15 protein-coding genes and 4 pseudogenes are annotated in these 16,448 nt (G+C 69.1%); 7 read left to right on the top strand and 12 right to left on the bottom strand.

Going from position 1 to position 16,448, the window contains the following annotated elements:
* Positions 1-40: 40 nt before the first annotated feature.
* The 6 genes and pseudogenes from AB5L52_RS00355 to AB5L52_RS00330 form a co-directional block, all read right to left on the bottom strand.
* Positions 41-757, bottom strand: coding sequence for a hypothetical protein (locus AB5L52_RS00355; RefSeq protein ID WP_369362191.1), 717 nt, complete (start codon positions 755-757; stop codon positions 41-43).
* A gap of 357 nt (positions 758-1,114) precedes the next feature.
* A complete protein-coding gene (locus AB5L52_RS00350) occupies positions 1,115-1,624 on the bottom strand; it encodes a GNAT family N-acetyltransferase (RefSeq protein WP_369362190.1) in 510 nt (169 codons plus the stop codon).
* 299 nt (positions 1,625-1,923) lie between these two features.
* A pseudogene (locus AB5L52_RS00345) lies at positions 1,924-2,349 on the bottom strand (PP2C family protein-serine/threonine phosphatase); the annotation flags it as partial.
* A 702-nt stretch (positions 2,350-3,051) separates the two neighbouring features.
* Positions 3,052-4,983: a glycoside hydrolase family 9 protein gene (locus AB5L52_RS00340; RefSeq protein ID WP_369362189.1), complete on the bottom strand. Its 1,932-nt coding sequence runs from the start codon at positions 4,981-4,983 to the stop codon at positions 3,052-3,054.
* A gap of 99 nt (positions 4,984-5,082) precedes the next feature.
* A complete protein-coding gene (locus tag AB5L52_RS00335) occupies positions 5,083-6,336 on the bottom strand; it encodes a sensor histidine kinase (protein ID WP_369362188.1) in 1,254 nt (417 codons plus the stop codon).
* Positions 6,337-6,353: 17 nt separating this feature from the next.
* Positions 6,354-7,049 carry a response regulator transcription factor gene (locus AB5L52_RS00330; protein ID WP_351029444.1) on the bottom strand — a complete coding sequence of 232 codons (696 nt, stop codon included), beginning with the start codon at positions 7,047-7,049 and terminating at the stop codon, positions 6,354-6,356.
* A 91-nt stretch (positions 7,050-7,140) separates the two neighbouring features.
* Here AB5L52_RS00330 and AB5L52_RS00325 point away from each other — a divergent pair.
* A pseudogene (locus AB5L52_RS00325) lies at positions 7,141-7,284 on the top strand (IS110 family transposase); the annotation flags it as partial.
* An 11-nt stretch (positions 7,285-7,295) separates the two neighbouring features.
* Here the strand turns inward: AB5L52_RS00325 and AB5L52_RS00320 are convergent.
* The 3 genes from AB5L52_RS00320 to AB5L52_RS00310 form a co-directional block, all read right to left on the bottom strand.
* Positions 7,296-7,940 (bottom strand): polysaccharide deacetylase family protein, encoded by a 645-nt coding sequence (locus AB5L52_RS00320; protein ID WP_369362187.1) that lies wholly within the window; start codon positions 7,938-7,940, stop codon positions 7,296-7,298.
* A gap of 355 nt (positions 7,941-8,295) precedes the next feature.
* Complete coding sequence (locus AB5L52_RS00315; protein ID WP_369362186.1) at positions 8,296-8,517, bottom strand: hypothetical protein; 222 nt, start codon at positions 8,515-8,517, stop codon at positions 8,296-8,298.
* Positions 8,518-8,594: 77 nt separating this feature from the next.
* Positions 8,595-8,867: a hypothetical protein gene (locus AB5L52_RS00310; RefSeq protein ID WP_369362185.1), complete on the bottom strand. Its 273-nt coding sequence runs from the start codon at positions 8,865-8,867 to the stop codon at positions 8,595-8,597.
* 405 nt (positions 8,868-9,272) lie between these two features.
* On the opposite strand from AB5L52_RS00310, the gene AB5L52_RS00305 reads away from it, so the two are divergent.
* Positions 9,273-9,413 carry a hypothetical protein gene (locus AB5L52_RS00305; protein ID WP_351580885.1) on the top strand — a complete coding sequence of 47 codons (141 nt, stop codon included), beginning with the start codon at positions 9,273-9,275 and terminating at the stop codon, positions 9,411-9,413.
* A gap of 61 nt (positions 9,414-9,474) precedes the next feature.
* On the opposite strand, the gene AB5L52_RS00300 is transcribed toward AB5L52_RS00305, so the two are convergent.
* Positions 9,475-9,828 carry a hypothetical protein gene (locus AB5L52_RS00300; protein ID WP_369362184.1) on the bottom strand — a complete coding sequence of 118 codons (354 nt, stop codon included), beginning with the start codon at positions 9,826-9,828 and terminating at the stop codon, positions 9,475-9,477.
* Positions 9,829-10,732: 904 nt separating this feature from the next.
* A complete protein-coding gene (locus AB5L52_RS00295) occupies positions 10,733-11,305 on the bottom strand; it encodes a flavin-containing monooxygenase (protein ID WP_369362182.1) in 573 nt (190 codons plus the stop codon).
* Between the two features lie 187 nt (positions 11,306-11,492).
* Between AB5L52_RS00295 and AB5L52_RS00290 the strand changes: the two genes are divergently transcribed.
* The gene (locus AB5L52_RS00290) at positions 11,493-12,515 is read left to right on the top strand and encodes a Rieske 2Fe-2S domain-containing protein (RefSeq protein WP_369362181.1); all 1,023 of its coding nucleotides are present in this window, start codon (positions 11,493-11,495) and stop codon (positions 12,513-12,515) included.
* A gap of 418 nt (positions 12,516-12,933) precedes the next feature.
* Here AB5L52_RS00290 and AB5L52_RS00285 read toward each other — a convergent pair whose 3' ends face one another.
* Positions 12,934-13,689, bottom strand: coding sequence for a TetR/AcrR family transcriptional regulator (locus AB5L52_RS00285; RefSeq protein WP_369362180.1), 756 nt, complete (start codon positions 13,687-13,689; stop codon positions 12,934-12,936).
* A 124-nt stretch (positions 13,690-13,813) separates the two neighbouring features.
* Here AB5L52_RS00285 and AB5L52_RS00280 point away from each other — a divergent pair, with 124 nt between their 5' ends.
* The 4 genes and pseudogenes from AB5L52_RS00280 to AB5L52_RS00265 all read left to right on the top strand — a co-directional run.
* A complete protein-coding gene (locus AB5L52_RS00280; RefSeq protein ID WP_369362179.1) occupies positions 13,814-14,170 on the top strand; it encodes a darcynin family protein in 357 nt (118 codons plus the stop codon).
* A complete protein-coding gene (locus AB5L52_RS00275) occupies positions 14,163-14,582 on the top strand; it encodes a hypothetical protein (protein ID WP_369362178.1) in 420 nt (139 codons plus the stop codon). The genes AB5L52_RS00280 and AB5L52_RS00275 overlap by 8 nt, the downstream gene beginning before the upstream one ends.
* 460 nt (positions 14,583-15,042) lie before the next feature.
* A pseudogene (locus AB5L52_RS00270) lies at positions 15,043-15,171 on the top strand (multicopper oxidase domain-containing protein); the annotation flags it as partial.
* A gap of 745 nt (positions 15,172-15,916) precedes the next feature.
* Positions 15,917-16,147: pseudogene (locus AB5L52_RS00265) on the top strand (multicopper oxidase domain-containing protein); the annotation flags it as partial.
* Positions 16,148-16,448: the final 301 nt, after the last annotated feature.

Here is a 16,448-nt window from a genome sequence, read left to right as displayed (position 1 = left end):
GGTTCGTATGCTACACACCGTTAACGCTCTTGAAGAGGGGTTACGGAGTGCGGGGGTTCCGCGTCCGGTGAGGGGATCGGGCAGGCGGCGATTGCCCGGCCGGGCTGAGGGCAAGGGGCTGAGGGCAAGGGGTGGGGCCGTAAAACCAGGGGAGCGGTTTTTCGTGTTTCTTTCGGTCCTGGTCCCGTAGGGGTGGACGTTGTGGCCGTACGAGCGGCAGCGGCAGGCCGCTGTCGCGGTCGCCGTAGGGCGGTCCGCCAGTACCGAGACCTTCGACGTAGGTGTTCAGGGCCACGAGCAGGATGTCGCGGAGCCGCTCTTCGACCGTGCCCTTCGTTAGGCGATGCAGTCGCTCCAACTGGTTGCGGGCTCCGCGAAGGAAGCGGAGCGCTTCCTTGTACGCCAGGTCGTCTTCTCGTGCGTGCTCGGGCCGCCACGCTCCCTTGCCGAGGATCTTGAGCGACGGACTGATTTCGTAGCCGCCGTAAGCGAACTCCTCGGTGATCTCTGCCAGGGCCTTCACCCAGTACGGGGAGGGCTCGTCGGGGCGGCAGCGGCGGAGCATCGCCTCGAACACGCCCAGTGCCCGCTGCACCTCTTCCTCGGCGCCCAAGGAGACACCGTCGGCGTAGGAGTCGAACAGGGCCTTGCGTGCACCGCCGGACCGGCCTTCGGGGACCGGAACTCGGGTGAACCCGCCTGCGGCCCAGCAGGCGTCGAGATCGACCAGTTTGATGGCTGAGCTGAGTTCCCGCATTCGGTTGCGCGTGCGGGCGCTGACTTTGTCGCCGGCTGCATCTATCTGATCAGCGTATGGGCCGCCATCCTCGCTTGGGGTGTGCTTCGTCTACTTGGCCGACGCTCTGCTGGCTGGCCTTGGCGTGGTGGCCACCTTGCTCAAAGCGGTGTCGCCGCTGCCTGGGGCGAACCTCCGAGTGGTGCAGACGGTGGTGCACAGCATCGCCTGCGTTACACGTGCAGAACGACGTCGAGGGGTTCGGGCGCTGCAGGGACGCCGAACAGGTGCTGGCATTCGTCGAAGCCTTTGACCAGGGTGGGCTGTTGGGGCTGCCCGTGCCACCGTTCGACGGTGAGGATGGCTTCGTGGGCGCCTCTACGAGGTGCTGGTCGACGGCGAGGCGTCGCACACCGTTGGGTTCGTATCCGAACTTCTCGGAGACGTGGCGGGAGGCGGCGTTGTCCGCGGAGGCGGTGGAGGTGACCCGCTCGGTGCCGAGGCAGGCGAGAAGGCGAGGTGGAGGGCGGCGGCGCGCATTTGGGTGCCGAAGGCGCGGCCCTGGAAGCGGCGGCCGAGCCAGAAGCCGGTGCGGGCTTCGCGCGTGATGCGGACGTCGCGGGTGGAGGGGTTCTGCTGCCCGATGACCTGGCCGTCGCGGAAGACAGCGAGGAGGAGGCGCCAGCTGTCCTCGCGCCAGTCGCCGCGGGTCCACCAGTGGTTCTGGACGATGTTGCGGGCGGTCTGCTCGGGGGTGCCGGAGGCCCAGGGCTGCGGGAAGTACACGGCGACGGGCGGGACAACGCCGTCGGCCGCCACCTGCGCCCGCGCGAACGACTCGAACATCCCCGCCGCGAAGTCCTCCAGATCACACCGGACCGCGGCCAACTCCCCACCCAGGACAGCCGGTCAACGACACACCCGATCACACGGACACGCCACCCGCGAGTGAACCTGACCAAGCCCTACTGGGCCTGTGTGGTGTCGTGATCAATCTTGCCGACCCGGGTCTCTCTGGGGGGATCCGGTAGGAAGACGATCGCGAGGCGCAGGCAACTCACCGACGAGTAGCTGAAGTTGATCACCGAGGCCGCCCGCCAGGGACGGACGGACTTGTCCCTGGCAGGCGTGGACTCCACCATGGCCCGAGCCCACCACGACGCAGCCGGGATGCGCATCGGCAAGGAATGGAGCAGGACGGGTGGGGGATGGCCGGCAATGCTGTAGGTGATGTGCTGGCGGTGGGTGTCGATGACGGCTTTGACCGCGGTGGTGGCTGAGGCTCCTTCCACCGGGCAGGCGTACAGGTCCAAGACCTCCATCGCTCTGGCGGGCTTGTGCAGGGCGCGGACGGCGGCTGACAGGGCGCTGCGCAGCATGCCCATGGCGGCGGCCGCCTCCAGACCGTGGCCGACCACGTCGCCCACCGCGAGGGAAAGGCAGTCATCGGGCACGTCGACCACGTCGTCCCAGTCGCCGCACACGTTGAGCCCTTTGGACGCAGGCAGGTAGCGCACCGCGATGTTCGGGTGCCCGGCCAGGACCGGCGACTGCATCATCGCCTCCTGGAGGGTGACGGCGACCTTCCGTTCCCAGGCGTGGGCCTGTCGCAGCCACGATCAGGGGTGCCGCCGTGGGTGAGGAAGCCGGGTAGGGGCCGTGCCAGCCCTTGCTGACCTGGCCACGGGGGCAGGTGACCTGCCGACGGTCGAAGTCGATGTGGTAGTTGTTCCTGTCGAATCCTGGGCTCCGGCGGTGCTGGCGGGTGGGGTTGCCCGGCAACGGCCGGCTGACGGTGACCTGGTGTTCGTGCTCGGCTCGTCCCAGGTCACCAGGGAGGTGTAGTCGCCGTCGGCCAGGTGCTCGGCGGGCAGCAGCCCGCGACGTGGCAGGCGGGTGTGGATACCGGGCAGGGCCTGGGTGTCGTTCGTGGTGGCCGAGGTGGTGGCACACGTCCGTGATCACGTTGGCGCTGTCAGAGGCACACGTCTGGGTGACATGCGCGGCGTACCCCTTCCAGCTGATGATGTGCCCATGGCGGACGTAGCGCGCCGTAGTGCCGTAGGGAGACACGAATCGTTGTGGAGAAGGGCGGAAGGCCGCCGTTGTCGGTGGTGCGCCAGCGTAGGCGGCCTGCTGCGTCGCGGTAGTAGTTCTGCACGACGACCTGTCGCAGCGCCTCAGCCTGCGAGCCGGCGCGAACCACCGCTGCACCGTAGTGCAGTGTCCGTTGATCCCGGAGACGCTTTTGGTGCTCCTGCCACAAGTGCCCAGCCTTCCGGCCGGACGTCAAGCACCGACCAACTGGACAGGTCCTATGGCCCTGTGGAGAGGCTGAACGTCAGCAACGCGGTGGCCGTGAAGTCGTCGGCGGCTTCGACGGTCTGCCAGGCGCCGACGTGGTCCCGGTAGCCGCCCTCGTGGCCATTGAAGGCGGAGAAGGGATCGCTCGCTCGGGTCGGGCACGGGCGCATGGTCGGGAAAGAGTTGAGTTCCATGAGCTTGGCTGCCTTGTTGGGGCCGTTTACCACGCCGCCTGTGAGGATGTCGCCCGTGCCCGTGAGACTGCCTGCGAGGTTGGCGGCCTGGTGCTCCGGGCAGTGCGGGAAGGCGGATCCTTCTCCGATGACGAAGGACGATCCCCAGGCGTTGGCGCCCAATGCCCAGTTGCGCTGCTGGGTGGCGAAGCTGTCGTAACGGGAGTCGCCGGTGACCCGGTGGTACAGCAGCGCGGTGGTGGCCAGGCCGAAGGTGTGGGGCACGGAGTCGAAGTCCGTGTAGTCGGCACCCGCTCGGAAGGGATCCCGGGCCGCGTGAGCCTTGCCGTCGTCGAGTTGCCGCTTGAGGTCGGCGACCAGCTGCGCGCGGCTGACCTCGCTGCTCGGCCGGCCATCGTCGATCAGCTTCGTGAGATCGGCGTGTGCCAGGGCGCTGACGTCGCCCAGTCCGAGGGTGCCGAGGTTGTCCGAGTTCAGGTACTGCTTGGCCCAGTGGCCGGCCTGGCGCGACCATTCCTGTGTCCGGTCGTCGCCCAGAGCCTTGCCGGCCAGGGCCAGTTCCGCGGCTCCGAACTCCATGTCGTCCTCCCAGGACGACTCGGGGTAGAAACCGTGGGGAAACGCGGTGACCAGCTGCCCCTTCGGCGAGGTGTCGGCGAGTGCATAGATCTGGGCGGCCTTCGCCAGTTCCGTGCGAGCCCGCTCCGGGGCGTCTACGGCGTCCAGCTGCGCGGCCAGCGCGAAGGTCGCGGCGACCCGCCCCGCGAGATTGGGGCTGATGGGCTCGCCGGGAGGCGCCGCGCGGAAGACCGGCCGGTGTTTGATCGTGTAGTCGGGGTCGCCGGGCCGGACCCGCATCGCGTCGTCGGCCTCGGGCAGCCGCCACACGTCGTGATCGGAACGCACCTTGCCACTGCCGTCTTCGGTGTCGCCCACTCCGATGCCGACCTGGACGTAAAGGGTGGCGGAGGAGGCGTCCCACATCCTGTCCAGCCAGTCCAGCCCGTGGCGGGCCTCCTCGGCCAGCTTCGCACCGCCGGCCGGGGTCATGCGCTGAGCCAGGAGAAGGCTCGCGGTGGAGTACGAGGCGGTGTGCGTGAACTTCAGGAAGTCGCCGGCGTCGAACCAGCCGCCGGAGACGTCGACCGGGCCGCCCACGGGCTGAAGAGGTGCGCGCAGTCGCTCGGCGTCTTCACCGTAGACGGGGGTGTCATAGACCGTGGCCTGCCGGTCGGCCAGATGCGAGGGCTTGCGCCGCAGCACGCTGGGGTCCACTTCGGCTCCGTCGCGCTGGGCTGTGAAGAAGCGGACGTTGTCCTGGACGACCTTGTCGAACAGCTCGTCGGCGGGCGCCACACGGAACTTCGGCGAGGCTGCGTGGAGCTCGCCGGTGACCTCCACCTGGTAGTCGCCCGGAGTCGTGAGGCGGGACAGGTCTAGGGTGCGGACGGATTCGTAGGTGCTGTTCCATCGCCCCGTGGCGAGCCCGGCTGTGCCGGACAGCACCTCCCTTCCGGAGGCATCGAGCACCCGGAAGGGCGCCCGGGCGGCGGGGCGGGACGTCATCAAGTAGGCGTGCTTGGTCTCGCCGGGCGCGTAGCCGACCTGGTCGACGCGGACAACGGCGGCGGGCGGACCGGCGGTCGGGTCAGCTCCGGGACGGGACGGCGGCAAGCAGGAAACAGCGAGGACGGTGGTGGCGACACTGGCTGTGGACAGGATGACCACGCGATTGCGTTGCTTGGACATGCCAGAAGGCTGCCGACGGCATCATGAGGAAAACGTGAGGCGGCCCGCGCAGCTCGCACAGCGCCCACGGCTCCGCATCGCCCCTGCGCCATCGCGGCGTCACACGGGGGGACCGGCTGGTTCCCGCGGGATGACCAGTTCGGATACGGCCCCGCCTCCGGGGGCGTCGCTGATGCGCGCGGTGCCGGAGTGCAGATCGGCCACCCACCGCACAATCGCCAAGCCGATCCCCGTACCCCCTCCAGGTCCTGGCGCCCGCCGGTCGAAGACCCGCTCCCGCGCGGCCGGGGCCACCCCTGGGCCGTGATCGCGCACGGTGACCCTGCCCTCCGCGACCACGACATCGACCCGGGCCCGCTCTCCAGGGGCAGCCCCGTGCCTGAGGGCGTTGTCGACCAGATTCCGCACCGCCTGGGCCAGCAGCTCCGGATCACCGCGCACGACCGTGGGCTCGGCCCGCACCGTCACCTCGGCGCCCGACGCCGGCAGTTCGTCGACGACCTGCTCCACGACCTGGTCGAGCCGGAGCGCCGTCCGCTCCACTTCCTGCGTGCCGACCTGTATCCGCGCACGGGCCAGCAGGCCGGCTACCAGCCGCCCCATCTGATCCACCAGCCGCGTCGCGTCGCTCAGCGCCTTGGCGGACTCCCCCGGTGACCGCGCACCGGCCTCCGTGACCAGCCTGAGCGTGGCCAGTGGGGTGCGCAGCTCGTGTGCGGCCTCGGACAGGAACTGCTCCTGCTGGTCCAGGGCTCGCAGCGCGGGACGCATGCTCCGTCCCGACAGCAGATGGCCGGCGCCGGCCGCCGCGGTCACAAGCGCCAGACCGCCGAGGACGAGCCACCGCACGAGACGGTCATGGTCGCGTTGCCCCGTCGCAGGGTCACCGACTGCGACAACCACCGCACCGATCCGATCGTCGTCCCACACGGGTGCTGCCGCCAGCCGGACAGTCCGTCCGTCGGTGGCGGTACCCCGCTCCACGACAGTCTCCTGGTCGTGTCTGACCCGCTCACCGGTCTCGCTCAGCCCGGCCAGCCGTGGCAGGAGCGCGGCGCGGCGGGCAAAGCGCTGCCGCGCGTGGTCCGCCGCGTCCCACTCCACCACCGCCACCGCGGCCGGACCCTGGACCAGGTCGTCCTCGCGCAGTGGTCCCAAGTGCAGTACGCCCTGGTCGTAGTAGACCGCACGGGCCAAGGCCGTAGCCCGCCGGTTGAGATCGCCGTCCAGGGCATTGGTGCGCGATCGGGCGTCGATCGCCAGCGCGACCGCGGCCAGAGCGACCAGGCACACGGTGGTGGTCAACGTGAACAGGCCGGTCAGCATCCACCGCAGCCGCCTCAGTCGCGACACCGCCGGGCTGCTGGCGATCACCGGTTCACCGGTCCGTCGGCCTCCGGCCCCTCCTCGGAGTCGATCACGAACCCGGTCCCGCGCACGGTTCCGATCACCGCCGGGGTGCCGAGCTTGCGACGCAGCTGCGCGATCACTGCGTCCACCACGTTCGATGCCGGCTCCGCCATCTCGTCCCAGCAGCACTCGATCAGGTCGGTGCGCGACACCACCTGCCCGACCCGGGCCACGAGAAGTTCCAGAACCGCGAACTCCTTGGCGGTGAGCGTCAGCAGGACGCCTGAACGCCGCACCCGGCGTCGAGCCAGGTCCACCTCGAGGTCACCGACCACCGCCACGGGCGGGCGCGGCTGCTCGGCGCGCCGGCAGAGCGCGCCGACGCGCGCGGCCAGCTCCGCGAACGCGAAGGGCTTGACCACGTAGTCGTCAGCGCCGTCATCGAACCCGGCCACCCGCTCCGCCACGGCATCCATCGCGGTGAGCATCAGCACGGGAACCCGCGCACCCGCCCGGCGTAGACCCCGGACCAGAGCCAGCCCATCCCCGTCGGGCAGCCCCCGGTCCACCACAAGGCAGTCATAGGCACTGACCGCCAGTTTGAGATCCGCCTCCGCCAGCCGATCCGCGAGATCCACCGCAAACCCGGCCGACCGCAGACCCGACAGCACGACCCGGCCAAGCTCCCGGTCATCCTCCACCACCAGCACGCGCATGGCTCCGAGCGTAGACGGCCACGGGCAACCGCCATCACCCGCGATCGCACCGCGATCAGATCGGGGTGTGCGACCGAGGGAACTGCGCTGGGACCCGCGTACCCGGGCGTATTACGAGAGACGGGTTACGGAAGGGAAGACTCGGCGTGAGATCATCCGCTGCCTGAAGCGGTATGTGGCCCGGGAGGTCTACCGCCTCGTCCAGGGGCGGCGTCAGGGCTCGGGTAGCTCGTGAACAGCCCGAGGCTAGGGGGTGACGAAGTGATAGCCGGCGTCGAGCAGGCGGGGAAGTACGAGGCGTAGGGCGGCCACTGTCTGGGAGCGGTCGCCTCCGCCGTCGTGTTCGAGGATGATCGAGCCGGGATGGGCGTGGGCCATGATCCGCTCGACGATGCGCGAGACGCCCGGTCGTGACCAGTCGTGGGGGTCGACGGACCAGTCCAGGAGCCGCATGCCCAGCTCGCGGCAGGTGGCCAGGGTTGGCTCCGACCAGGCTCCGTAGGGGGCGCGGAAGATCGTGGGGCGCCGGCCGGTGACCTTCTCGATCGTGTCGCTGGTGCGTTCCAGCTGGGAGCGGACGGTCGTGGCGGATGCCCGGGCCAGGTCGGCGTGGGTCCAGGTGTGGTTGGCGATCAGGTGGCCTTCGGCGGCGACCGCCCGCACCAGGCTGGGGTACGCGCTGACACGGGCGCCGACCTGGCAGAACGTGGCGGTTACGGCGTAGCGGCGCAGGATGTCCAGCACCTGCGGAGTCCATTCGGGGTTCGGACCGTCGTCGATGGTCAGCGCGATCGCTCGTGGGCCCTGGTGAACGTAGAACTCCGGCCTGCCCGGCAGCTCGACGTGGGCGGGCTCGCTGGCGTGGGAGTCGCCCGGATGAGTGGGCTTCACGGTGTCAGGTGCCGATGTTCCTGCGTGTTCGGGCATACCGGCAGGGGCTGTGCAGGCGCTGAGAAACATCAATCCGCCGACTGACAGCAGGGCCCGGCGGGTGACATGCGTACTGCCTGTGTTCTCCATACCATGGGTAACTGCGTCGCCCCGTAGGGTGGTTGCGCTGTTCTGTGGCAGAACACTGGGGGCCTGACCCACTCGATGGAACCGGCTCCTGGCCCACATCAGAAGGTGCTTGCGTTCACGGTCGTGTGGCCGTCGCATGCCGTCGGCCGCAGTCCGGGTCAACCTCGGACGGTTCGACCGTGTGCCGGACGTTCGCGAAGCCGGAGGTCCTTGCGATGGTATCCGCTCAGTCCTCGACCGGGCCGGAGTCGACGGGCCGGCTCAGGCCGCATTCGGTGCAGAGGAGGTAGTTGCCATGGTCGGGGCCGGGGCCGGGGCGGTAGCGGAAGAGGCGTTCGCCGCCTGTGTCGCGGACCCTGTCGGCCCGGCCGACGGCCGCCGCCGGCGCGGCAAGTCGGACCCGGTCGATGCCCGGAACGCGGCCCGGGCGGTGCCGAGCGGCGGGCACGAGCCCGAGCCAAGCCGAGGGGCCGGTGCAGGTCGCCCGGATATGCAAACTCGTCAAGGGCTCGGCGGTCAAAGCCCCTACCCAGGCGGACGGTTCTGGTCGGGCGTCTGCTCCTGCATGGCACCCGCCCTCGGGTCGTCCGGCGCCGTGGCCGCCGGGGCCCGGTCGGTGGAGTGCCGGTCCATCATGGCGATGGGCAGGCCGCCTCCGACGAGTGCGACAGCGCTCGCGACCGAGGCCCGGCGCTTGTTCATCCTCCAGCGGGCCGGCCGGCGACGGCGCGCCGCACGCCCTGGCCGCGCGGGCGGCAGGTCGTCGACGTCGGCGGCGACGCGCGGGACCACGTCCATGGCAGCGCTGGACTCCGCCTCGCCGTCCGGGAGGCTGCCGAGTCACGTGGCAGAGGCCGCGGGGTCCCGGCGGTCCGCTGTGGCCGGTCCGGCGCTCGTCATCGCCGGGGCCGGCCGCTGTGGCCCTCGGCGGTGCGCGGGGCGATGTCCGGGGCGTAGGTGCCGCACCCAGGACACCAGGGCGCCATTGAGGTGCCGACGGCATCTGGAGCAGTAAGCCATCTGCGGTTTCCGGTCTTCCTGGTTCGACATGCCATCGGCCCACCTGGGCCACGGACTTGGTCATGTGTATCAGGACGGACACGTGGACGTACCCGCGCCGAGGCCCACCCCCTACGGCAGCGACCCGAGCCACTCCGGCTGACCAGCCGCAGCGGCTCGGGTGCTGCCGTCCCAACGACGAGCTTGCTGACCCGCATCCCGTCCGGTCAGCAATTCCGCTGCCTGGTGCTGCGTGTGTTCCGCGGCGAGTTGAGCTTCCACGACGACGTCACCGCGTTCGCGAATCAGGTCCTCATAGATCGGCAAGCGATCGTTTCCAGTTGAGCTGTGTGTCATGGTCGGCTCACTTTCATGGCGATCAATAAAGAGGAGGCCGGTCTCACTGTCAGGCTCGGTTGAGCCGGGCAGCGATCCCGTGGCCGATCAGCAAATAGATGACGGCAGGGAGACCGTAATTGAGGACAACGCGTAGCCCCTCTGTGTCCATCGTGAAAACGTCCTGTGCCCACCAGGACAGCCAGCTCGCTGCGCCCCGCACGAATTCGACGAACACATTCACACGGTTCGCGTCGAGCAGGAACATCAGGATCCACAGGCCCAGCAGGCCAGCCGCAATGTCGGCGATCGTGCAGACGGTGATGGCCGTACGCCGTGTGGTGGCTTGGCGGTGCAGAGAGCGGTCCGGGCTCGGCGGCTCGTTGTGTGCCTGGTATCCGGGAACCGGGTCGAAGTTTCTCATGGGGATATCCGATCTGACGTAGTGCCGTGCCTGCGTGTTCACGCCAGGGCACCCAGATTCAGTCGGTCGGTGCCCCGCTTCTCCCTACTCCTGCGTTCCGCATGCACTGCAGCGTTACACCGGCGTCTGCGATGTCCCAAATATGGCTGCCTATGAAGGCACTTACCTGCATGTTTACACGCCAGGGCAATTTTCCGGATGAAATGGAGGATTGTGATTCTGGTACCGCCGCAGTCACCGGTCGCCGGTGTTCGCGTATTCGTGCCCATATTACGTAGGAGTCCAGGGCGTTCCTTCACAGAGTTGTCGGTCTCGCAACGATTCCCATCCCCCCGTGACACTCCTGACCTGCGGCGCGCTGTTGGAAGTGACCCCGGGCGGGGTCATGGCGCCCATCCTCCGGGGGAGGCTTTGCAGGCGCTGACGTGCTGGGGCAGGTTCGGTTCTCCCCGTGCCGGGCTTGCCCCTGCTCTCCCAGCTCGGAGAGCCGTGTGGCGTTGGGTGCCCCAGAGGTGTGACGGCCCGGCACTCCAGTGCGCTGTAGGAGTGAGCCCAGGGACCCGGGGGCCCCGTGACACCTGCTCGCCCCCTATTTCGCGCGAGCGGTCGCGAAATGAGGGGCAGGCAGATGAATCCCCCGTCGTCTGCCTGCCCCACGCGCACCCCGGCGCCCGGGCCGAGAGAGAGCGTGCGTCGGCCCGGGTAACCGGCACCCCATGACCGCAAACCGAACCACCGGGCCCGGGGGAACGACGAGCAACGGGAGCACGAGCCCCGCGGGGTCTGTGCAACCGCGAGGAACAGCACACAGGCGAGGAACCGCGCCGTAGGCGGGCTGGGGAAGCGCGGTGCCGGAGCGGGTGGTCATCTCCCAAGGCCCACAGCGCTGACCCCTGATGCCGATTCAGCCCCGCCCGAACGCCGGCGGGGCGCTTTCGTGCCGGAACCCGTGCACATCCCCACCGCACAACACGTGCCGGGGGTAGGTGCGGTCTGAGGCGTCCCCCGGGGTGTGGACACGGATGTCGGGATGGCGTGGCCGGTGCCAGGGGCCGGTGGCGACGATCACGACGCGGGCGGCGTATGTGCCCGAGGTGGTCTGCAGGTTCCAGCGGTGCGCTCCCGGCTGCCAGCGGCTGCTCAGCACCTCGGTGTCGTAGCGGATCGCCTTGTCCACGCCGTATGTTGCCGCGGTGGTGTCGAGGTAGTCGAGGATCTCGGACCGGTCGGCGAAGCCCCGGCTCCACGACTGGGGTGCGAAGGAGTATTCGTAGAGGACCGACGGTACGTCGCAGCCGCATCCGGGATAGGTGTTGTCGCGCCAGGTCCCGCCGAGGCGACCGGACTTCTCCAACACAACGACGTCGTCGAAGCCAGCCCGGCGCAGCGCGATCACGGCGGCCACGCCGGAGAGGCCGGCCCCGATGACGACGACTTCCGCTTCATGGCGATGGTTGTCCATACTGGCGTCGGCCACCGGTTCCCCCGTCTGGCTCGTGAGCGTCCCGGCACATATGCCGAACCGCTCCAACTGTTTACCCAGAGCGACCGATCGTAGTGTTATCCGTGATCGTTCATGGTGATACGACCGCTGGATACCTCATATGAGTGATCTTGCCGGGCGGCCTGAATTCACTGCGTCTTCTCGTGTTTGGCTGCCGACCATGACGATGAGGGACGAACTGCCCACGTCTCGTGGTCCACACGCCGCAGTCGACGAGCCGGGGTGGCATCTGCCCTACCCCAGTGGCTGGTTCTGCCTGGCGCGGTCACGAGAACTGGCCCCCGGCAATGTCCTGACCCGCCGCTTCATGGACGAGGACGTAGTCCTCTACCGCACCCGCGACGGCCGGCCCCGCGCAGTGCATCCCTACTGCCCGCACCTGGGCGCTCATCTGGGGGCAGGCGGCACTGTGGAGGGGCAAAACCTGGTATGCCCCTTCCATCGCTTCGCCTTCGCCCCCGATGGCACCTGCGTCGGCACGCCCCATGGCCCGCCTCCACGCGCCCGCCTGCAGCACCACACCATCAGCGAGTGCAACGGCTTCCTCTTCGCCTGGTACGAACCGGACGGCGCTCCGCCCGGCTGGGAAGTCCCCGACACCCCCCAGGCCGGAGTCGTCCCGACGGCCGCTTGGCGCACGGAAGTGCACACCTACGCCCAGGAAATCATCGAGAACACCCTCGACTACCGGCATCTGCCCGTCCTGCACCACGTGGCCGTGCAGGAACTCGACCCACCTGCGGCCCAAGGCCCCCTCCTGCGCATGCGTCTGCGTCTCGGGCCGGACCGGCCTCCCGCCCTCAAGCGGAAGATCCAGGCCGACCATTCGTTCCTCATGGCAGGGGTGGGATATCTCCGGGTCGAGCTCCCGCTGCCCTCGCTCGGAATCGTCAGCTACCTGTGGGCCATGCACACGCCGACCGGGCCCCGGCGCACCCAGATGCTGGTCGCGGCGGCTTGTGCGGACATCCACAAGCAGGACGCCACCGGAGCGTCGCTCCCACGTCGTGGCCTGCAGCGGGCGTTCGCCCGCGCGATGCTTCGCACCGCGGTCAGCAAGATCCATCAGGACCTGAGGATCTGGAACACCAAACGCTACGAGCCACAGCCCCGCCTCGCCGCGAGCGACGAGGCCATCGGCCTGTTCCGCCACTGGGCCCGCCAGTTCTACCCGGCACCGTGAGGGAACGCGATGGTGCTGCCGATCCCGCTGACGCCGGCACTGTTCATCCCGAACCTGGACGAGACGATTGCGCCCACCGCCCTGCCGAGCATCGGCGAGGGCATCCACGCCTGTGCGTGACACCCGACGGTACGACGAAGCCTCGCCGGTCTGGTTCGGCGGGGCTGCTGGCTCGCCGCTCTCGAGGACGCGGAGGAGTGAGGCGGCGACGACACGGGCTGTGCTGCCGATCGGCAGCACAGTGCAGGGGAATTCCCTGCGACGCACAAGGTCATAGTTTGGTCTCGACATGCCGCGCACCGGCGCCTCGTCTTCCTCGTGGCCGTGGTCCTTCCCGGCGCAGTCGGTGACACGTCACGGACCCTCTCCTGGAGCCGTCGAAGCGCTGGCCAAGGTCCTGGCCTCGGCGTGATCAGGACTACCGGTTGTTTCGCGTGTCGGTTTGGAGCAGTTTCAGGACGTCGCGGAGGTTGTGCTCGAACAGTGGCTCGGGATCGGTCAGGGCGAAGTTCAGGTGTCCGAAAGCTTCTATGGAGATCATGCCGTAGAGCCGGGACCAGGCGAGGACGAAGATGTACAGCGCTTCCAGAGGCGGTTGTTCGGAGCCGAGATGCTCCCTCACCTCTTCCAGCTGTGGGAGCCAGTCCGGGTCGAGGGCGCCGGGCTCGGGTAGTGAGAGGGTGCCCGTCCGCCAGAACTCCGTCATCAGGTCGAGGAAGACGCCGCCGAAGCGCCAGCTGGCCGCGTGGCAGGGGTCGCCCGGTGCGCAGTCGGCGTCGGGCAGCGGCTTGCTGAAGATGAGTGCGAACTCCGCCTTGTGGCTCAGCGCCCAGGTCCGTAGTGCTCGGGCGGTGGCGGTGAAGCGGCCTCGTGGGGACTGGTCGGGTGCCTTGTCGCAGGCGTGTCGCAGGCCGGCGGCCAACTCGTCGTAGAGGGAGGCCGTGAGGGCCTGGATCAGTTGGCGGTGGTCGGCGTAGTAGCGGTACAGGCCCGGCGCGGTCATCCCCATCTCGCGCGCGATGGCGCGTAGGGAGACGGCGGCCGGGCCCTCGTCCACCAGCAACTGGCGTGCGTGGCCCAGGATCTCGGACTTCGTCTCGGCGCGCTGGCGCTCCCGCACCTCTTCGCGCTTCTGTGCCCGGCGCGTCGACGCCATCGCGAACTCGCTGCTCACGGCTGTCTCCCTCCTGCTGTCCTGCGGCTCCGCCGGCCGGCACCGCGCTTGACAATGTTAACGTCGATCATCTGTAGTAAACGCCGTAAGCTTACGATGTTTACAGCATGGGGGAGTCACTGTCGTGAAGACCACGATCATCCTGACCTACACCTTCACCCCGGCCTGGCTGGCGCTCTCCCGCGAGGAGCGGAACGCGATGGCGGGAGCCCACATCCACCCTGTGTTCGCCACGTACGCCGACCGCGTCTCGGCCCGCTTCTTCGACGCGGAGGCGTTCACCACGGCCTTCTCCGACTTCGCCCTGCTGGAGACCGACGACCTGAGGGCGTACTACTTCCTCATCGAGGAACTGCGTGACTCGCCGCTGATCTCCCAGGGCTACCTGGTCATGAACGACATCTTCATGGGCGTCGAGGCGGGGTTCCGGGTGTTCGAGGCGCACACCGCCACCGATGCGGGTGCCCCGACACATGGCTGACACGTCCGGCATCCCCGCGCAGCGGTCCCGTACCTGGCCCCTTACTCTGCTCCGCACCACGTCGCTGCTGTTCGTCTTCGACACACTCGTGCAGGCGGCTCTGGCCGGTCTGTTCATCACCGGTGACGTGGGCTTCCTCGACCTGCACGCGGCCAACGCGCAGCTGCTCGCAACAACGCTCGCCCTCGTCGAGGCCATGGCCGCCCTGCTGGTGTGGCGTTCGATGCGGGGTCCGGCGTGGCCCTTCGGGGTCGCGGTCGGTTTGGTCGTGCTGGTCGGGGCGCAGATGGGGCTGGGTGCGGCCCGCATGCTGGGCGGCCATGTCCCGCTGGCTCTCGGCGTGTTCGGGGTCGGGGTGGCACTGTCCTGCTGGGCGTGCACGTACAAGGGGCGGGAGGGAGAGTGCGGGTGACGTCGCGTCGACGATTCCTGGGCGTGAGCGCCGGTGTCACGGCCGGCCTCGCCATACCCGCCGGAGCGGCCGCGTACGCCACATGGTCGGGCGAGCGTACGGGGACGATCCTGACCAGCAGGATCCGGCCGCCCCGGCAGTTCGCGGTGCCCCTGCCCGTACCGCCGCGCGCCCGCCCCGCCCGGAGCGCGGGCGGCACCGATGTCTACGGCATCACCCAACGCGAGGGGACCGTAGAGATCATCCCTGGCCTGAAGACGACGGTCTGGGGCTACGACGGCATCTTCCCCGGTCCCACCTTCACCGCCCGCACAGGCGGTAGAATGTACGGGTCCTCAACAAGCTCTCCGTGCCCACCTCCCTGCACCTGCACCGGGGCGTCACCCCGTCGCACTCCGACGGCTACCCGACGGACGTGCTCGTACCCGCGCGATGCGGCGCCGAGTTCAAGGCGCGGGGAATGACGCACGGCATGGGCGGCGTGCAGGCCCAGGTCGCCGACTGGACGGTCTCGGAGGGCTACAAGACCTACACGTACCCGATGGACCAGCGGGCCGCGACGCTCTGGTACCACGACCACCGCATGGACTTCAGCGCCCCGCAGGTCTGGCGTGGTCTGGCCGGCATGTTCCTCGTCCACGACCAGGAGGAGGACGCCCTGCCGCTGCCCGGCGGCGAGCGGGACATCCCCCTGATGATCTGCGACCGCTCCTTCGAGGAGGACGGCTCCTTCCGGTATCCCGGCCACTCGCCGACATGCACCGGCACCCCCGGCGTCCAGGACGCGTACATGGACGGCGTCCTCGGCGACGTACAGCTGGTGAACGGAGCCCCCTGGCCGGAGACGGAGGTATCCACGACACGGCACCGCCTCCGTCTGCTGAACGCCTCCAACGCCCGCCGCTACCACCTGGTGCTGCGGCGGGAGGACGGCGGCACGCTCCCTCTCACACAGATCGGGGCCGACGGCGGCCTGCTGGCCGCGCCCCAGCACCTGGACGGCATCCCCATGGCATCGGCCGAACGCTTCGACGTCGTCGTGGACTTCACCGATTGCCCGGTGGGCAGTCACGTCACCCTGCTGAACACCTTGGCGGACGGCCGTATGCGCCAGGTCATGCGCTTCAGGATCGCCCGCAAGGAGAAGGACGCCAGTCACGTCCCGGCCCGCCTCTCCCGGTACGCGGCCCTGCGCCCGGAGTCGGCCGTCGCCACCCGGCACTTCGACTTCCGCCGCTCGGACGACGCATGGACCATCAACGGCCGCCCCTTCAGCACCTCGGAGTTCCTGGCCCGCCCGCGCCTGCACGGTCGAACGCTGGCGTTTCACCAGCGACTTCCACCACCCGGTGCATCTGCACCTGGCCCACTTCGAGGTCCTGTCCCGCGGCGGCCGGGCGCCCGAACCCACCGACGCCGGCTGGAAGGACACGGTGGACGTCCGCCCCTACGAGGTCGTGGACGTACTGGTCCGCTTCCGCGGCTACCGGGGCCGGTACATGCTGCACTGCCACAACCTAGAGCACGAGGACATGGCGATGATGGCCAACTTCCAGGTTGTGTAAGGCATTTCAGTTCGAGGGTGGCGTTGATGCCGACGGGGGCGGTAGCCGGGCCAGTGCGGCGCGGGCGGTACTGACTGCGCGCGTCAGGAACAGGGCGAGGGACAGCAGCCGACGCATGCGGTTGAACCGCCCGCCACCTGCAGGAGACCCGTCTGGGAGAGGCTGAACGAGATCTTCTCCCAGATTTCCCCTCGCCCTGCGCGTACCTCACGGACCCCAGAGCTGCCGGCCGCTCTCACCCCTGACCCGCCTGGTGACCGTGCGCGCCATGCTCAGCCTCGCCTGGCTGTTGCACCGCGGC

The sequence above is a fragment of the Streptomyces sp. CG4 genome (assembly GCF_041080655.1).
Taxonomy (GTDB): domain Bacteria; phylum Actinomycetota; class Actinomycetes; order Streptomycetales; family Streptomycetaceae; genus Streptomyces.
This window is presented reverse-complemented; position numbering and strand designations above follow the sequence as displayed.